Raw genomic sequence first — 16,961 nt, 5'->3', positions numbered from 1 at the left:
CCCCGTCATCACCCTGCCGCACCGGCTCGTCGGCGAGGGTGATGGCCGGGGTACGGTGCGGGCGAAATCGGCTGGCGAGACGGCGGCGGTTCCCGGTGCCGTGCTTAGGCTGGCGGCAGCCGGAGCGGGGTCGATTCGCTCCGACCGCCCCTGAGGAGAGACGAATGGACTCGATCACGCTCCCCCGAGCATCCGACTCCCGGGCCGCCGCCGAGATGATCGTCCGCCGCTCCCACATCCTCGCGTTCACCGATGAGCTCAGACTCGTCGCCGACGAGGTGGAGTCGGTGACGACCGACTTCACCGACGAGCTCATGCACCAGCTGTTCGAAAGCGGCGTGCTGCAGGTCTGTGTCGTGGGCGCATCGGATGAGGTGTTCCGGCTCCTCGAGACCTCGTCACGCTTCGGCACGCACGTGGTGCGTGCGCTGCCGGACGCGCAATGACAGCGCGCCCCTCGCCGACCTGATCTCGTCGCCCACATCGGCGAGCGCGCCGGAAGAGGGGACGTCGTCCGCGCCGGGCGCACGGTCGTCGGCGATCGCGGCGGCGAGGTCTGTCAGCGCCCCGTGCACGCGGTCGACATCGCGCGACTCGAGCTCGGCGCCCGAGACGACGGTCGTCGTCGCGGCGGCCGTGACCGCGTCGGCCACGCGTTCCAGCGCCGTGATCTCGGGTGTCCACGACGCTGCTGCGGCGCTGATCGCCGGGGGCTCGGCGAGCGACCTCACGATGCGCGTGCGCAGATCGGAGATGCGGCGGTACGTCTGGCGCCGTGCGGTCGTCTGGGCGCGACCGGGAATCGACGGGTCTGCCGGACCGTCGCCGTTCGGCGGGCGAACGGCGGAGGAATCCGCGAGGGCGACGGTCGCATAGTCGGCCATGCCGCGGGCGAGGTCGGCGACCTGCTGCGCGAGGAGCTGAGGCGCGCGCCACGTCGACGGCCAGGGCAGATATCCGATCGCCAGCACGACGACGCACCCGAGGACGGTGTCGAACAGGCGGGATTCGATGAGCGACGCGCTCGCTCCCGCGTGCAGTTCGACGAGGAGGACGGCGAGACAGACGCTGACGCCGGAATAGAGGCCGTAGTTCCGCGGCATGGTGATCGGGATGAGGGCCGCCAGTGCCAGGACGGCGAGCACCTGCCATCCGTCGTGCGGGATCAGCGCGGTCGCGATCGTGGCCAGGATGACGCCGATGATCGTGCCGGCTCCGCGCTGCATCGCCCGTGCGAAAACGGATCCCAGGTCGGGCTTCATGATCTGCGCCACGGTGAGCATGACGACATAGGGGTGCTCGAGGTGCAGGACGAGGGAGATCCCCTGCGCGACGGCCATGCACAGCACGAGCCGCAGGATCGCGAGCCACGTCTCGCTGCCCGCCGCCAGTGTGCGGCCCGCCTCGCGCAGCCGTTCCAGGACGGACGGCCCGCCGGGCAGTCCTGCCCGGGATGCCGCGACGAACCGCCGCCGTTCGTCACTGCCGACCCGTTCGACCACGCGGGCGAGGAAGCGCACGGACGACGCGAGCGCCGCGCGTTCGGCGTCCGGCCCGCCCGCTCCCGCCGGCGACGGCGGGGCGGGCGGGGTCGCTCTCGGATCCTTGATCCACGCTGCCACCGCTCGCACGTAGGTCACGACATCGGGATCGGTCGCGAGCCCCTTCGTCGTCGTGGCGATCGTGGCATCCACCACCGGGGCAGAGGCGTTCAGCACCGTCTCGAGGTTCTGCCATCGCACGTCCCGCGCGGCGACGGCGGTGCGCGCCGCGATCATGACGTCGTAGGCGTTGTTGAGCGCGTTCGTCAGCCTCGACCCCGCCGCGTCCGCGGCGGGGGTGCCCGACGCCGCGAGCTGATTCGCGATCGCGTCGTACACGGCGGCGACGGCGCGCTTCTCGGGTGCCAGATTGGCGCCGATCACGGCGGCGACGACCGTGGTCAGACTCAGCCGCCACACCGCGCCGAGGAAGAACACCACCGGCGCCTCCCACGGATTCGCGAGCCCGAAGTCCGCGTTGGCCGCCGTGACGGCGAAGACGAGGAAGTACAGTCCCGACCTCGACGCGGTCGCGCTGACCGTGCCGGCGAGCCCGGACACCAGCGTCGCGGCGACCACGGCGACGAGGGTCGCGACGGTGTTCCCGTACACGAGCGTCCCCAGGGCGAATCCGAGCGCAGCGGTGACCGACACGAGGGCCATGCGGTGGATGCGTTCGGCTCCGGCCGAGCCGAGGTCCATCACCGAGGTGGCCATCGCCCCCATCGAGGCCAGCGAGCCCAGCCCGATTGCCGCCGGATGCTGGGGCGCGAGCAGCACGCCCAGTCCGACCGGTGCGGCGACGCCGATCGAGGTGAGCACGACGCGATCCCACTGCAGAGGCGCGGGCGTCGTGCGCGCGAGCGCCCGGAACCACCCGGGTGCTCCCCGGGCGGCGTCGGGCGTCACGGGCATCGGTCGTCGGTGACGCGGCGGGCCGACGACCTCACGAACGGGCCCCCTCGCCGATGTCGCTGCGGCGTTCGGCGCGGGACAGGGCGAACACCCCCGTGACCGCGACGAGCCCGGCGCCGATGAACGCGAAGACCGCCCACAGCGGTGCGTCGCTCGCCTCGCCGAGGATCGTGATCCCCAGGACCACCGCGACCGTCGGGTCGATGACGGTCAGGCCCGCGACGACGACCTCGGGCCGGTTGGACACGTGCGCCCGCTGCACGAAGTAGATCGACAGGGCCCCCGCGACCGCGATCCCCACGAGGCAGCCGATCGTGAGCAGGTTCGTGGCGTCGATCGCGAAGTCACGGTGACGCCACGCCGTCTGGACCCTCAGGATGACGGTCTTGCCGAGCGTCGCGACGAACGCCGAGTACACCCCGCCGAGAAGCACCCACAGGATCGGCGGAGCGGTACGGGCGCGGCCGACGACGAGGAGGGCACCCGTCGCGACGAGCACTCCCGCGAGCACGACGAGGACCGCGATGAGCTGGACGTCGGTGATCGCGTGCTGCGTGCTCACGAGGGCGGCCACGGTGACGAAGGCCGCGACCCCGACGACGCACACGACGATCGCCCGCACGACGGCCGGCGGCGGCCGTCGCCCCACGGCGATCGCGGTGATGAGCACGGTGAAGACGAGGGCTGCCACGCCGATGGGCTGCACGACGATGAGCGGCGCGAACGCGAGGCTGCCCATCTGCAGGAGGATCGCGATGCCGAGGAGGGCGCCGCCCAGCAGCCACAGGCGCGTGCGGATCAGGTGGATCGTGCGCGAGCCGCCGGCGCCGCGGTCCATCCGCTCCTCCATGGCGTGCACGCCGCGCGCCTGCAAAAGGTTGCCGACCGAGAGCACCGCGGCCGAGGCGACGGCCAGTCCGATGCCCGCCAACGGCAGGGAAGTGAGGTCCATCCGTCTGTCACCCTTCGCTCTCGAGTCGCAGCCGCACACTGATCTCGTACGCGTCGAGCTCGTCGAACACGTATCGCACGACGCTCGTGCTGTGCGCACCGGATGCCGCGATCTGACGCAGTCGCACCCTCATGACGCCGATGAGGGCCAGCTCGAACTCCAGCCTCTCGGGACCCCCGGCCTCGGCGTCGGACCCGAGGCCCGCGAGGAAGCGCGACGGAGGATGCGCGTAGAGCTTCTCCGGGAAGGCGCCCTTCTCGCGATGCAGCGCGCGGTTCGCGATCGCCGACTGCGCGGCATCCTGAAGCTCGTGGTTGACCGAGGTGAGCGCGCGACGGGGCAACCCCGTCTGCGGCGACGAGCCCAGTCCCACGATCCGCGCCACCGCGGGCAGCGACATGCCCTGCAGGAGCAGGCTTCCCGCCGCGACGACGAAGGCGATGAACACGAGCAGCTCGCGCTCGGGCGTGTCTCTGGGCAGTGTCTGCGCCGCCGCGAGCGTGACCACGCCGCGCATGCCCGCCCACGTCACGATGACGCTGTGACGCCAGGTGAGCGGTGACGCATCGAAGTAGTCGATGTCGGCACGGATCCGCCCGGCGCGCTTCACGCTCGCGCGCCGGCTCGTGCCGCTCGCCGTGCTCAGCCGCCTTCGCGTGGCGCGCCTGATGCGCGAGGAGTGGAAGGCGAGCATCGGGAAGACATAGGCGGCGCGCACCAGGATCAGGATCAGGAACGCCGCGCCCGCGATCATCGCCCCGTGCAGCAGCCCCTCGTGCGCCGCGATGTTCTTCGCGACGATGCCGTAGAGCTCGAGCCCCATCACGAGGAAGACGGCGCCCTCGAGGATGAACTCGACGGTGCGCCAGGTGACCTTGTCCGCGATCCGCTGTTCCGGTGTGAGCCGGCGCACAGCACCCTGACCGCACACGACACCGGCGACGACGGCCGCCACGAGCCCCGAGCCGTTGACCGCGTCGGTCGGCAGATAGGCGAGGTACGGCACGATCAGGCCCACCGCCGTGCTCGCCGTCGCGTTGCGCGTCCACGCCCTCAGTCGCAGCGCGATCACCCCGGCGACGGCGCCGATCGCGACGGCCGACAGCACCGCCCAGGCGAAGGCGCCGAGTGTCGCCGCGAACGAGAAGCCCGCCGCGGCCGCGGCGATCGCCGTGCGCAGGAGCACGAGCGCCGTCGCGTCGTTGAGCAGGCTCTCCCCCTCGAGCAGTGTCACGACCCGGCGCGGCGCCCCCTGCTTGCGGACGATCGATGTGGCGACGGCATCCGTGGGGCTGAGGATCGCACCCAGCGCGATCGCGAGCGGAAGGCCCAGTCCCGGGATCGCCCAGGCGAAGAAGAGTCCGAGCACGAGGGAGCTGATGATGACGAGCAGGATCGCGAGGCCGCTGATCGCGCGCAGATCACGCCGCAGTTCGATCGCGGGAGCCGACACCGCCGACGAGTACAGCAGCGGCGGGAGCACACCGACCAGGATCAGCTCGGGCTGGACGCTGAGCGCCGGGATCGCGGGCACGAGACTGACGACGACGCCGAGGGCGACGAGGACGAGCGGCCCCGCGACCCCGATGCGATCGGCCAGTGTCGAGGTCAGGGTGATCGCGATGATCGCGATCACCGCGACGACGAGCAGTTCGATGGACATTCCGGCGATCACCCGACCAGGTCGGCGACGCCCGAGCCCACCAGCTTGAACCCGAGGATGATGAACAGCACGGTCACGATGACGGCGTGGTTCGCGACCAGCCAGTCGCGCGGCTTGGCGAGCGTCGCTTCGGCGCGGTGCGGGGCCACGATGCTCACGACCCAGGGGATCGCGACCGCGGTGATGCCGATCGCGGCGAAGATCAGGATGACCGAGGCGATCTGCTCGACGGGGAGGTCGGCCTGGGAGATCCGCCCTCCCGCGGCGATGAGCAGCGGCAGGTCCTTGGGCGAGAGCGGACCGGACAGCAGGACGCCGACGATGAACGCCTTGCCGACCGTGAGTCCGTCGAGCTTGTCCATCCAGCCGGGGGTGTCCTTCGTCCCTCTCTTGCGCCACTGCAGCACGGCCATCGTCAGCAGCGCGATGCCGAGCAGGATCTCGACACCGTCGACGAGCAGCCGTGGGACGGAATGCGCATCCTCGGTTCCCGCGGCGCGACCGATGAGCACGAGAACCCCGACGAACACGACCATGAACACGTAGCAGCCGAGCACGAAGGCCGTGCCGTTGGAGCGGCCCTTCCCCGCCGTCGCCATGAGGATCACGGCGACGATCGCCAGCGGGCTGATGGCGACCGCGACCGCGATGGTCAGCAGGTCTGCCAGGACGACGAGCATCGTCAGGTTCTCGTCTGCACGTTGCGCAGGAACAGGATGATCCACGCGAAGATCAGCACGGCGGCGATGAGCTCGACCGCCGTGAGGTTGTAGATGCCGACCGCGAAGAGCAGGGCCAGCCCCGCCACGGCGGCGACGAAGACGTACCCGAGCACGATGAAGGTCTTCGGCACCGTGGGCAGCAGCCACGGCGCACCGATGACGAGCACGCCGAAGGCGACCGCCATCCCCGTCGCGACGGTGTTGTGCAGCAGGAAGAAGCGGTCCACGGGAAAGACCCCGACGCACGCGAGCATGACGCCGATGAGTACGAACAGCGCGCGGACGACGGCACGGCGACGACGCTCCGCCACGGTCTCGGCCGGCAGCGACGCCGTGCCGAAGCGCGCGATCGTCGTGACGATGACGCCCGAGATGATGAGGGTCAGGTTGAACGTCAGCGAGGAGATGTCGTGCGTGATCCCGAGCGCCGACAGGTTCATCTGCCACCACTGCGGATCGTTCGAGCTCAGCATCGCGGTGATCATCCCGACCGCGAGGAACAGCGCGAGCACGAGCGACAGCTGGCGCGGCGTCAGGCTCAGCCCCGACAGATACGCCGCGTATCCGCTCAGCGCCGTCGCGGCTGCGGCCATCACGACGGCGGGAGTGGTGAAGACCGTGGCGCCGATGAAGCTGTGCTCGAGGACCGTCGCGATGCCGGTCCAGCCCAGGAGCGCGATCGCGGCGTGCGCGACCGAGAGCGCCACGAGATCGAACCACAGATAGCGCGCGCGGGTCTGCCCGGGGATCCCCCCGATCTTGAGGACGGATGCCACCCACCGGCCGCCCGCGAAGGCGAGGGCTGCCGCCACCGCTCCCGCTATCGCGACGAATTCGCCGAGCGACCCGCGACCGGCGATCGGGAGCTCACGACCCCAGAACACCACCGCGGCCACGATGGCGGAGACGACGAAGACGGAGGCGGCGATGATGATCGCCGCGGACTCGTCGTCGATGAGCGCGCGACGCGGCTTCGGATCGGTCGCAAGGCCCTCGGAGATCACTGGATGACCGGGGGAATGCCGTCCGCCCCGCGGGGTGCGGCCGCCCGGTTCGCCGAGCGGTTCCACTGGGGCAGCACGATGAGCGACGCGAGGAAGAAGCAGATCGCGCCGACGAACGTCCCGCCGTTGGCGAGAGCGTTGTTGATCGTGTCGCCGCCGGGGAGGATGTAGGACCCCACCGCCGACAGGCCGAACGCGACGCAGCCGATGAAGTTGACCAGCACCGACCACCACGCGCGTTTGCCCAGGTCGAGCAGGCGCGCGTGGTGCGCGTACGCGACGAAGGCGAGGACGCCGCTCACGAGGAAGGCGACCGAGCCGCCGGCATCCGGATTCCACACGAGATGCTCTTGAGAGGTGACCGTCTTCGCATGCAGGGCGGCCGTCGTGCTCACATTGAACATGAGCGTCCCGAACGTCTGCGTCGCGGCGGCGAGCCACTCGGCACGCACCATCCGTCCGGGCGCGTACGACACCGGGACGGCGATGGCGCCGCTCAAGAAGAGCTGGATGAGTCCCGCCGTCGTGAAGAACCAGGCGCCGACGAAATAGCAGAGGTTCGATGCGCTCGCGCCCATCAGATCGCTGAGTCCGGGTGCGGACCCCACAGCGAACAGTGACGAGCCGATCATGAAGATCCAGCACTGCTTCGTCACGGTCGGCACGAAGAAGCGCCGGGGAACGTCCACCGTCATGGCCGCCGTCGTCATGGTCTCTCCATCCGTGTTTCGGTCGGTGAATCGCGTGTGCGGGGAGGACGCAGCCGAGCGTCCTCCCCGCACACGGTCGAATCAGTGGTGGAAGTGGGACCCGCTGGCCACTTCGCGAGGAAGCGGCGCGGTGAGCGACTGCAGGAACTCCACCTCGCCCTTGATGTCGGCCAGAAGCGCCGAGGCGAGGTCACGGCTGAGCCCGACCTTGACCACGATGCGCTGGAGCACCATGTCCGACATGTTGTCGGCCATGGGGTAGGCCGGCACGAGCCAGCCCTTCATGCGCAGGCGGTCCGCGAGGTCGTAGAGGCTCCACTTGTCGGTGTAGCCGTCCTTGAGGACCCAGGCGAACACGGGGATCGTGTCGCCCTTGCTGATGAGTTCGAAGGGACCGATCTTCGCGATCTCGCTCGACAGGTACGTCGCGACGTCGATCGAGTTCTGCTGGACGGCGCGGTAGCCCTCACGTCCGAGACGCAGGAACTGGTAGTACTGCAGCAGCACCTGAGCACCGGGCCGCGAGAAGTTCAGGGCGAGCGTGGGCATGTCGCCGCCGAGGTAGCTGACGTGGAAGATCATGCTCTCGGGGAGCACCGCCTGGCTGCGCCACACGACCCAGCCGACGCCGGGGTAGACCAGTCCGTACTTGTGACCCGACGTGCTGATCGAATTGACCCGGTCGATCTGGAAGTCCCACACCAGGTCGGGCTGGCAGAACGGCGCGACCATGGCGCCCGAAGCACCGTCGACGTGGATCTTCACGTCGAGTCCCGTGTCGGCCTGGATCTGGTCGAGCTTCTTCGCGATCGCCTCGACGGGCTCGTAGGCCCCCGTGAACGTCTGGCCGAGGATCGCCACGACGCCGATGGTGTTCTCGTCGACGTACTTCTCGAGCTCGAAGCCGTCCAGCACCATGTGGTCGGGCGTGACGGGGACGTACCGCGGCTCGATGTCCCAGTAGTTGCAGAACTTCTCCCACACGACCTGGACCGCCGCCGACATGATGAGGTTCGGCTTCTCGGTCGATTTGCCCTCGGCCTTGCGCTTCTCCTGCCACAGGCGCTTCAGGGCGAGACCGCCGAGCATGCACGCTTCGGACGAGCCGATCGTGGAGGTGCCGATCGTGTCGGCCGTGTCGGGGACGTGCCACAGCTCGGCGAGCATGCGCCAGCAGCGGTCCTCGATCGCCGCCGTCGCGGGGTACTCGTCCTTGTCGATCATGTTCTTGTCGGCTGCCTCGGTGTACAGCTTCAGCGCGTGGTCGTCCATCCAGGTGGAGACGAAGGTCGCGAGATTGAGGCGTGAGTTGCCGTCGAGGATCGCCTCGTCGTGCACGATCTGATAGGCGGTCTCGGGAAGGCTCGGGCCGTCCGGCATGACGAACTTGTCGAACTCGGTCGCTTCGCCGGGCCGGACGAAGACGGGGTTGATGGCGAGCGTCGGGTCGATGTTGGTCGACTGACGCGCCTTGCTGGTGTTGGAAGTCACTTTCACTCCTGACATTGCGGGGATATCGAGAATCGGTCGGCGTCGAGCAGGCCGATCAGAGGGTGTTCTTGACGACCTGACCGTTCTTGACGATGAGGCGGAAGTTGGTGTCCGGGTCCGCGATGAGCGAGAGGTCGGTGAGCGGGTCGCCGTCGACGAGGATCATGTCGGCCCAGCCGTTCTCGGCGATGACGCCGAGCTTGCCGCCTTGGTAGGTGTTGCGTTCACCGGCCATCTCGAAGAGCTGGGCGTTGCCCGACGTGAGCATCTTGAGCGCTTCGGCGTTCGTGTAGAACTCGCTCAGACGGGCCGCCATGACGCTCTGCCGCGGAGCCGACTGCGGCTCGAGCAGCAGGTCGGTGCCCCACGCGGTCTTGACGCCGTACTTCTTCGCCCACTCGTACACCTGCTCGGTGCCGTGGCAGATCTCGGTGTTCTTCGCCGCTCGCGACGGGTCGGGGTAGTGGTGGTCGTCTTCGGCGAACGGCTGCGTCGAGAGCCAGATGTCCGCGTCAGCGATGCGCTTGATGGTCTCTTCGTCGGCCAGGTGACCGTGTTCGATCGAGGCCACACCGGCGTCGATCGCACGCGCGATTCCGGCCGGCGTGTAGACGTGCGTCGCGACATACGTTCCGTAGTCGGTCGCCGCCTGGACGGCGGCGCGGATCTCGTCCGGCGTGTACTGCAGCGTGTTGAGCGGGTCGTACATCGACGCCGCACCGCCGCCGAGGGTGAGCTTGATCTGGCTGGCGCCGTGCTTGAGCTGCTCGCGCACGGCGGCCAGCACGCGGGGAACACCATCGGCGATGCGCGTGAAGTGGATGTCCTCGGTGCGGCTGGGCTTGCCGCCGAACTCCTCCGGAACGTCGTACACGAACGAGAAGTCGGCGTGACCGGAGGTCTGGGAGATCATCGCCTGGCTCGGGAAGATGCGAGGCCCCTCGAACACGCCGCGGTCGATGAGCGACTTCACAGGCGCGGTGTCGCCGCCCATGTCGCGGACCGTCGTGAACCCGCGCAGCAGCATGCGCTTGGCCTCGGCGATCGTGTTGCCGTAGAGGGCTCCGGTCGGGCCCTGCAGGAACTCCATCATGCTGTTGGCGTTGCCCATCAGGTGGACGTGGGCATCGCTCAGCCCCGGCATCAGGAATCGCCCGCCGCCATCGATCTCGAGCACGCCGTCGGACGCGTCGCCGGCGACGGGTGACGACGAGACGGCGACCACGTGTGCGCCCTCGATCAGGACGTCGACGTTGTCCTGGGTCGTGTCGCTCACGCCGTCGAACACGCGGACGTTGCGGATGATCATTCTCTGCGGTGCCTTGGTGCCTGGGGTCATGCCGGCGAGACTATTCCGCGTCGTTCATATCGCGAGCCGGATCCCAGAGGATTTCGCCCGGCCCGTCATCTCGCCTCTCACCCACTGATCACCCGCATCTCACCCCATCGTGCGCGAGGTGCGTTTGCGGATAGGGTCCGTTGCGAGACGCTCATCGCAGGGCGAGAAGGAGAACGTATGCCTGACAAGGAAACTACCGCGGCGGAGAAGGAGACTCGCGCCGCGAACGGCAAAGTGATCCTCGCGATCCTCCTGTCGATCGCTGCGCTGACCTTCGTCTTCTCGAACGTCGGACCGGCGACGCTGCGGTTCCTGTTCCTGCAGTTCACGATGCCCGCCTGGGGATGGTTCCTCGCGGTCCTCATCGCCGGCGTCGTGATCGGTTCCCTCTTCCCCTGGTTCCGCCCGCGCAAGAAGTAGCGCCCGCCCGCATGTGCACAACAGTGGTGCGGCCGGATGCCTCCTGATGAACCTCCACGACGATGTCAGAGCCGAAGCCGAGTTGCGACGCGCCATCGCGTCCGGAAAGCCGGAGACGATCGCGCGGGCGGCGATGTCCAACGTGTGGCCGCTCTACAGCGCGCACTTCGAGCTGCTGACCGCCGCGACCGAGGCCCTGCCGAACTCGGTCCTGGCCCGGTATCCCGTCCTGCGGATCGTGCACCGCATGACACCGGTGCTCGCCCGGACGACGCGTCCCTTCAAGCCGCTGATCTATCCCGACGACGCCCGATCGATGTCCCCCGACGAACTGGACATCCTCACTCTCGTGCAGATGATCGCGTTCCGGTTCAGCGGTGATGTCACCGCGGCCCTCATCTATGCGCGTCGTCTCGAGGAGCGCATCCAGCAGGTGCGGGTCGAATCGCGCGAGCGCATCGACGGACCGCTGTGGTACTACCACCAGCAGATCGGGTCGACCCTGCTCGCCGCGGGCGACTCCTCACGCGCGCTGCTCGAGTTCGCCACCGCGCGACAGCTCGGACGGCTCTCGCCTCAGGCGGATGCCGAACGACTGGCGCTCGGGCGCACGGCCCTCGCGCACGCCGTGCGCGGGTCGCTCGATGATGCCGAACTCGCGCTGGCCGAGCTCGTGCACCAGCCGCCGCCGACCGGTGCGCACGTCAACTCGAGCACGATGACCGAGCGCACCGCGGCAGCGCTCGTGGGCGTCGAGCGGATGGTGGACGACGTCGACGATTTGCTCGCGGATCTGGAGTCCTACGACAGCATCGAGCTGAGCTGGCCGTTCGCGCTCCTCGCTCGCACGCGCTCGCTGCTGGCGCGTCATCGCGCCGACGACGCCTTGGAAGCCCTTCATCTGGCGAGCGATGCGCACCCCACTCAGCACGGATCCTTCGCGTCCGATGTCATCCACTCGGCGACCATCGAGGCGCTGTGGGCCGCGGGAGACGCGGCCGGAGCACGGCGCGTGGCGGGAACGAACGCCAAGGCCGGCACCCTCACGACGATCGCGTCCGTTCGACTCGCGCTGCAGGATTCGCGTCTCGACCTCGCCGCGCGGGGTGTGCGGCAGATCTCGGCCGATCTCACCCTGGGGCCCGGGCAGCGGGTCGAGGCGCTCCTGCTGTCGACGTGGGTCGAGATGATGCGCACCGACGCGGTCGATCCCGAGACCGCACGGCAGATCGCGCGCCTCACCGCGAAGAGGAATGTCCGCCGGCTCCTCGCAACGATGCCGCAGCAGCTGATCTCGCTCGTCCGTGCGGACCTTCCGGAGCCGGAGGCCGCCGCCTTCGATGACGCGACGGCGGGGCTCACGCACACCGAGAGCCATCGCACACCCGCGCTCACCCCCGGTGAGCTCCGCGTCCTGAACGCGCTCCCCCTGCACCCGACCACGGCTGCCATCGCGGCGTCATTCCACGTCTCCCCCAACACGGTGAAGTCGCAGCTGAAGTCCATCTACCGCAAGCTCGGCTGCTCGACGCGCGAAGAGGCGCTCAAGGTCGCGATCCGCCACCGCCTCATCGCCGTCCCGGTCGGCTGAGGAGTCGACGATGTCGCGTGGCGGACAGCGAGAACCCGGGTTCCTCGCCCGGGCCCGCGGTGCGCTGCTCGCGCTGCGTCCCGCCGACCCCGACGCGGGCGCCGACGCGACCGCGGAGCGAGACGCCGGAGTGTCGGGGATGCTCGGGCAGCTCGGCGCGACGCTGCTCGCCTCTTCTCAGGCCACGAGCGATGTCCAGGTGACGCTGCAGGAGCTCGCCGTGCGCTACGAACGACCCGAGCTGCGCATCTTCGTCCTCCCGACGCTCGTGCTCCTCGAAGATCCCTCGACGTCTCCGGCGCAGATGGCATTCGTCGCCGCCGACCAGGAGCCCCTCCGGCTGGATCAGGCGGGCGCGGTCGAGCGTGTCGTCCAGCGCGCGTTCGCGCAGGCGCCCGAGCCGGCAGAGGTCGTCGCGGCGCTCGCCGAGATCAAAGCCGCACCGCCGCGATTCGGTTCGATCCTGACGGTCATCGGCTATGCGCTCCTGACCGTCGGCTTCGGCCTGGTGCTCAATCCCACCGTCACCGCTCTGCCCGTCTATGTCGTGCTCGGCGTGATCGTCGGCGCCATCGTGTTCATCGGCGCCCGCATCCCCACGCTCTCGCTGCTCCTGCCCGTCGCGACCGCTTTCACGGTCACCCTCCTGATCTCGCTGCTGGTGCGTCCGCTCGTCCACGACGACGTGTTGCGGCTCGTCGCACCGTCGCTCGTCTCGTTCCTCCCGGGACTCACCCTCACCATCGCCGCGGTCGAACTCACCTCCGGCCAGGTGATGGCCGGAGCGAGCCGGCTCGTCTTCGGGCTCGCGCGGCTGGGCCTTCTCGCCTTCGGGGTCTTCGCGGGCATCTCGGTCGCCGGCGAGCCTCCCGCCATCACCACGGCTCCCGCTCAACTGGGTGCCTGGGCACCGTGGGTCGGCCTCCTCCTCGTGAGCCTGGGCTACTACCTCTTCTCCTCGGCGCCGTCCGGGTCTCTGATCTGGATCGTGTACGCCCTCGTCGTCGCGCACTCGGCGCAGCTGCTGGGCAACCTGCTCGTCGGGGCCGAGCTGTCGGGACTCATCGGCGCGCTCATCGTGATCCCGGCCGTGTACCTCGCCCGCCGTCTCACACCCGCAGCGTCGACGGCGATCATGCTGACGTGCGCGTATTGGGTGCTCGTGCCGGGGTCGATGGGCTTCATCGGGCTGAGTGAGGCGGCATCCGGTACGGCGGGAGCAACCAGCACGATCCTGCGGACCTTCGGGTCCCTCATCGCCATCGCGATCGGGATGCTGCTGGGTGGCGGCCTCAGTCGCGATGCCACTGTGCTGGCGAAGGGCTGGCGGCGACCGCAGGCGTGACCGCCCGGGCCGAGATCACGCCGCGAGCGGGTCGTCGATCTCGGGCGTCCCCGGCCGGCGCGCGAGCTCGCAGAACCACCAGGCGACCAGTGCGACGACGATCACCACCACGATGTCGCCTATCCCGAGCGGTCGCAGCGCGGCGAGCCAGAGCACGGCCCCGGCCCCGATGATCGTCCGGACGAGCACCCGGCGACGGTCCATCCACGCTCCGAACGCACCCGAGCCGATCGAGCGCTGTGCGAGCACCTGCCGGACGGACGCGTTCACGGCGGCGACGAGACGGCGAAGCGAGGTCGCGGCCCGCCAGCGGCCCTGGCTCCAGGCGAGGGTCGCCGCGGCGATTCCCACGACGGCGACGACGACGGCGGTCTGACGCATCGCGGCGATGACCTGTTCGTAGATCGCCAGGAGCGCGTCGGTACTCACTCCGGCCTCCAAGGGCGCGAGCTCGAGTGCGAGCTGGCCGACGCCGAGCGCGACGGCGAGCGTCGCGCCTCCGAAAGCCGACGCGACGCCGACGCCGAGGATCGCCGTCGTGCGTCGGCGCGCGACGAGCACCCCGACGGCGAAGAGAGCCAGAGCGATGACCGGCAGCCACCATCCCGCGGTCACGGCCAGGCCGTAGACGAGCCGGAGCGTGACGAGGGCGTCACTCTGCGCGACGACGATCGTTCGGTCCACCTGCGGGATGACGCTCGCGAAGGTCACACCCCGATCGATCAGCTGGGCTTTGACCTCGCCGATGATCGGACCGAGTTGGATGCCGATGACGCCCGCGCCGTCGATCGTGACCGGGCCACCGTCGGCTCCCCCGGTCGCCGCGATGACGAGCGCACGGTGGCTCGCGCCGAGCGCGGTGCGCCAGACGTCCGCGAAGGTCTCGGATTCCACGACTCGCGTGACCGTGCTGTCGACGATGCCGCGCGCCCCGGCGGCGGCCGGCACGCGCAGCAGCTCCAGGGCAGCGAGCGCCCGGGGCGGCAGGTCCAGAGTCGCCACGCCATCGAAGAGGTCGTCGGTCAGCTGAGCGACGTCGACGTGGTCATCGATGACTCCGGAGATCTCGGCGACGAGCATCGCCTGGACGGCGGGGTCCTCCGCGAGCGGGCCGAACGTCGCGACGAACCGGTCGGAGTCGACGAGTTCCGCCCGCACCCAGCCGCCCACGATCGACACGGGCACGAGCAATCCCGCCAGCACGATGCACATCGCGGACAGGAAGGCCCGCCACGATCGGCCTCGGCGCGGACCGGGCGCCGAGCGCGCGGCATCCGCTTCGATCAGGCGTCTGTTCTCCGCCTCGAGGTGCGCGATCCGCGCCTGCAAGACGCTGTCGTCCTCCTCGCGAGCAGACACCGGTGCCGCCGCCTAGACGCGCGCGCCGGTCGTCGCGCGCGCGGCGGTGCGCCCGTAGGACACAGCGCGGATCCCCCCGGTGGCGAGAGCGATGCGGATGCCGGTGACGGCGCGGTCGGGTGTGGCGGACATGTATGGCCTTCCGGTGCTCGTGGGGGATCTCGTCCGGCGAGGGACGCGACTGCTGTCAGCCGGAGACTATCCCGCGTCCGGGGCACCGTCCCCGGGCTCCGTGGGAGATTTCGCCCGGTGGGTCATCCGCGGCATCACCCTCCGTTCACCTCGGTGCGCGCTCGGGCGCCGCCTATGCCCGCGCCGAGATGGCCGGCGCGGGCGTGACTTCCAGGATGTTCAGTCGCTGCGCCACGCTGATCGCCTCGGCACGCGTGGAACATCCGAGCTTGCGGTAGAGCGAACGCAGCTGCGACTTGATCGTGTTCGGCGACACATGGAAGCTCGACGCCATCGCCGCGACCGAATCGTTCATCGGGAGCGCGTTCAGCACGCGCAGTTCACCCCGGGTCAGCGCTGGACGAGCCCGCATCTCGAAGTTCGCCAGACCCGCGGTCACCGCGGTGAAATCCGCCGCGGACTCGCTCGACAACCGCTGCCGCACGTGATCGACGAGCTGGCGCGGCATCATCGCGAGCAGTCGTCGGTTGTCGGCCCGCCGGGCGATCCGGCAAATCTGCAGTGCCGTGTCGCGACCGAGATCATGAGTGCTCGCCAGCTCCAGCCATCCCGACAGCAGCACGGACTCCGCGCGTTGAGCGGGTCCGAGTCGGCGGTCGCGGGCGAGGAACTGGAGGGCCTGCGAGGCGTCGTCGAACCGGCCTTCGTGCAACGACACGCGCACGGTCGCCAATCGGGTGAGAACCCCTGCGTCGGGGCGCTCGTTCGCCATGCTGCGAGCGCGGGGGATGTCCCCGATCGCCAGGAGAGCCTTGATCGACATGGCCGCGATCACCTCCGCTGCGAAAGAGCCGGGATCGGTGCGGTGCGATCCCGCTGCCAGCTGGATCGCCTCGAGCGCGTCTTCCGGCTGCTGCCGAGCGAGGAAGGCGCGAGCGCGCGCAAGGAGCGCGAAGGGCCACGTCATCTGGATGCTGTCATACGATTCGAGCTCCATCAGCCGGTCGTCCATGTCGTCCGACATGCGTTCGACGGCGATGAGCGCTGCCGCGGTCCGCTCCGATGTCGCGCTCAACGCCCTGAAAGCGGCCGAGGGTGCCGGCATCCGCGCAGCATCCGAAAGGACGCGTTCCGCTTCGGCGAGCGCGCCGCGCACGGCGTGCGCCACCGCCGCTTGGCCGAGGGCCACGCGTTCCGCATAGGGCTGCATCGAGAACGACCCGAGCTGGCGGGACGTCGCGAATTCGAGCAGGGCCCGTCCGGTGTCCCCGGCGACGAGAAGGGTCGTGCCGATCTGGTGGTGGTAGAACCAGAGCGGACCGTCCATCCGGTCGCGAGCCTCGACGCGGGTGCGCATCATGCGATCCTCGAGACGACGCGCGTAGCCCAGGGCAGCGGTGACGTTCCCGCTCATCCGGCACGCCGTCATGTGCGCGACGACGAGCGCATCGACCTCGGCGGGGGGCATCGCGCGCGAATCGTCGGGAGGCGCGACGGGCAGGAACGGACGCGTCGTCTGTGCGAGCACGGCAGTCATCGGATGCAGCACCCTGAGTACGGGATGGCGCTCGAGCGTCGCGCTCGGAAGCGCGACGATGGCGGCGACGAGCATGTCGTGGTGCGCGGAGAACAGCGGCCAGATGTTCGACGTCGCCGCCTGCGCGATCGAGTCCGCGTTCCCGGAATCGATCGCCCGGCGCAGTTCGGCTTCGGCCCGCTGGGGGTCGTTGAAGTTCACGACCTGGCCTCTCGGAGACCCCCCGGCTCGACAGGCGGT

At 69.5% G+C, this 16,961-nt stretch carries 14 protein-coding genes; 4 read left to right on the top strand and 10 right to left on the bottom strand.

Annotated features, from left to right (window positions below; translation table 11 throughout):
• The first annotated feature begins 164 nt into the window (after positions 1-164).
• Complete coding sequence (locus ACWICD_RS08805; RefSeq protein WP_376128728.1) at positions 165-446, top strand: hypothetical protein; 282 nt, start codon at positions 165-167, stop codon at positions 444-446.
• Here the strand turns inward: ACWICD_RS08805 and ACWICD_RS08800 are convergent.
• From ACWICD_RS08800 to ACWICD_RS08765, 8 genes are all read right to left on the bottom strand, one after another.
• Positions 399-2,456, bottom strand: a complete 2,058-nt coding sequence (locus ACWICD_RS08800; protein ID WP_454139941.1) for an FUSC family protein — start codon at positions 2,454-2,456, stop codon at positions 399-401. The two genes, ACWICD_RS08805 and ACWICD_RS08800, sit on opposite strands and share 48 nt — an antisense overlap.
• A 31-nt stretch (positions 2,457-2,487) precedes the next feature.
• The gene (locus tag ACWICD_RS08795; protein WP_454139940.1) at positions 2,488-3,408 is read right to left on the bottom strand and encodes a multidrug DMT transporter permease; all 921 of its coding nucleotides are present in this window, start codon (positions 3,406-3,408) and stop codon (positions 2,488-2,490) included.
• A 7-nt stretch (positions 3,409-3,415) separates the two neighbouring features.
• Positions 3,416-5,071 carry a cation:proton antiporter gene (locus ACWICD_RS08790; protein WP_454139939.1) on the bottom strand — a complete coding sequence of 552 codons (1,656 nt, stop codon included), beginning with the start codon at positions 5,069-5,071 and terminating at the stop codon, positions 3,416-3,418.
• Positions 5,072-5,079: 8 nt separating this feature from the next.
• Positions 5,080-5,751 (bottom strand): GAP family protein, encoded by a 672-nt coding sequence (locus ACWICD_RS08785; RefSeq protein ID WP_376128732.1) that lies wholly within the window; start codon positions 5,749-5,751, stop codon positions 5,080-5,082.
• Between the two features lie 2 nt (positions 5,752-5,753).
• Positions 5,754-6,797, bottom strand: a complete 1,044-nt coding sequence (locus ACWICD_RS08780) for a DUF998 domain-containing protein (protein WP_376128734.1) — start codon at positions 6,795-6,797, stop codon at positions 5,754-5,756.
• Entirely contained in the window at positions 6,794-7,507 is a 714-nt protein-coding gene (locus ACWICD_RS08775) for a hypothetical protein (RefSeq protein WP_376128736.1), read from the bottom strand. Before ACWICD_RS08775 ends, ACWICD_RS08780 begins: the two co-directional genes overlap by 4 nt.
• Before the next feature lie 81 nt (positions 7,508-7,588).
• On the bottom strand, positions 7,589-8,998 hold the full coding sequence (locus ACWICD_RS08770; RefSeq protein ID WP_376128738.1) for a glutamate decarboxylase: 1,410 nt from the start codon (positions 8,996-8,998) through the stop codon (positions 7,589-7,591).
• Between the two features lie 55 nt (positions 8,999-9,053).
• The gene (locus ACWICD_RS08765) at positions 9,054-10,337 is read right to left on the bottom strand and encodes a metal-dependent hydrolase family protein (protein WP_376128740.1); all 1,284 of its coding nucleotides are present in this window, start codon (positions 10,335-10,337) and stop codon (positions 9,054-9,056) included.
• Positions 10,338-10,514: 177 nt separating this feature from the next.
• Between ACWICD_RS08765 and ACWICD_RS08760 the strand changes: the two genes are divergently transcribed.
• Genes ACWICD_RS08760 through ACWICD_RS08750 form a run of 3 tightly spaced genes read left to right on the top strand, consistent with a single transcriptional unit; the run spans position 10,515 to position 13,693 of the window.
• Positions 10,515-10,757, top strand: a complete 243-nt coding sequence (locus ACWICD_RS08760; protein ID WP_376128742.1) for a LapA family protein — start codon at positions 10,515-10,517, stop codon at positions 10,755-10,757.
• 46 nt (positions 10,758-10,803) lie between these two features.
• Complete coding sequence (locus ACWICD_RS08755) at positions 10,804-12,348, top strand: helix-turn-helix transcriptional regulator (RefSeq protein ID WP_376128743.1); 1,545 nt, start codon at positions 10,804-10,806, stop codon at positions 12,346-12,348.
• A gap of 10 nt (positions 12,349-12,358) precedes the next feature.
• Complete coding sequence (locus tag ACWICD_RS08750; protein WP_376128745.1) at positions 12,359-13,693, top strand: threonine/serine exporter family protein; 1,335 nt, start codon at positions 12,359-12,361, stop codon at positions 13,691-13,693.
• 15 nt (positions 13,694-13,708) lie between these two features.
• Here ACWICD_RS08750 and ACWICD_RS08745 read toward each other — a convergent pair whose 3' ends face one another.
• Positions 13,709-15,052 (bottom strand): hypothetical protein, encoded by a 1,344-nt coding sequence (locus ACWICD_RS08745; RefSeq protein WP_454139938.1) that lies wholly within the window; start codon positions 15,050-15,052, stop codon positions 13,709-13,711.
• A gap of 304 nt (positions 15,053-15,356) precedes the next feature.
• Positions 15,357-16,922 carry a LuxR C-terminal-related transcriptional regulator gene (locus tag ACWICD_RS08740; protein WP_454139937.1) on the bottom strand — a complete coding sequence of 522 codons (1,566 nt, stop codon included), beginning with the start codon at positions 16,920-16,922 and terminating at the stop codon, positions 15,357-15,359.
• Positions 16,923-16,961: the final 39 nt, after the last annotated feature.

This window comes from Microbacterium sp. NPDC055357 (assembly GCF_053644835.1).
Note: the sequence above shows the minus strand (reverse complement) of the source record. Positions and strands in the feature narration are given on the sequence as shown.

Excerpts from the sequence above, each read along its gene's own strand:
- ACWICD_RS08805 (WP_376128728.1), top strand. The coding sequence starts at position 165 with ATGGACTCGATCACGCTCCCCCGAGCATCCGACTCCCGGGCCGCCGCC.
- ACWICD_RS08800 (WP_454139941.1), bottom strand. The coding sequence starts at position 2,456 with ATGCCCGTGACGCCCGACGCCGCCCGGGGAGCACCCGGGTGGTTCCGG.
- ACWICD_RS08795 (WP_454139940.1), bottom strand. The coding sequence starts at position 3,408 with ATGGACCTCACTTCCCTGCCGTTGGCGGGCATCGGACTGGCCGTCGCC.
- ACWICD_RS08790 (WP_454139939.1), bottom strand. The coding sequence starts at position 5,071 with ATGTCCATCGAACTGCTCGTCGTCGCGGTGATCGCGATCATCGCGATC.
- ACWICD_RS08785 (WP_376128732.1), bottom strand. The coding sequence starts at position 5,751 with ATGCTCGTCGTCCTGGCAGACCTGCTGACCATCGCGGTCGCGGTCGCC.
- ACWICD_RS08775 (WP_376128736.1), bottom strand. The coding sequence starts at position 7,507 with ATGACGACGGCGGCCATGACGGTGGACGTTCCCCGGCGCTTCTTCGTG.
- ACWICD_RS08765 (WP_376128740.1), bottom strand. The coding sequence starts at position 10,337 with ATGACCCCAGGCACCAAGGCACCGCAGAGAATGATCATCCGCAACGTC.
- ACWICD_RS08760 (WP_376128742.1), top strand. The coding sequence starts at position 10,515 with ATGCCTGACAAGGAAACTACCGCGGCGGAGAAGGAGACTCGCGCCGCG.
- ACWICD_RS08755 (WP_376128743.1), top strand. The coding sequence starts at position 10,804 with ATGAACCTCCACGACGATGTCAGAGCCGAAGCCGAGTTGCGACGCGCC.
- ACWICD_RS08750 (WP_376128745.1), top strand. The coding sequence starts at position 12,359 with ATGTCGCGTGGCGGACAGCGAGAACCCGGGTTCCTCGCCCGGGCCCGC.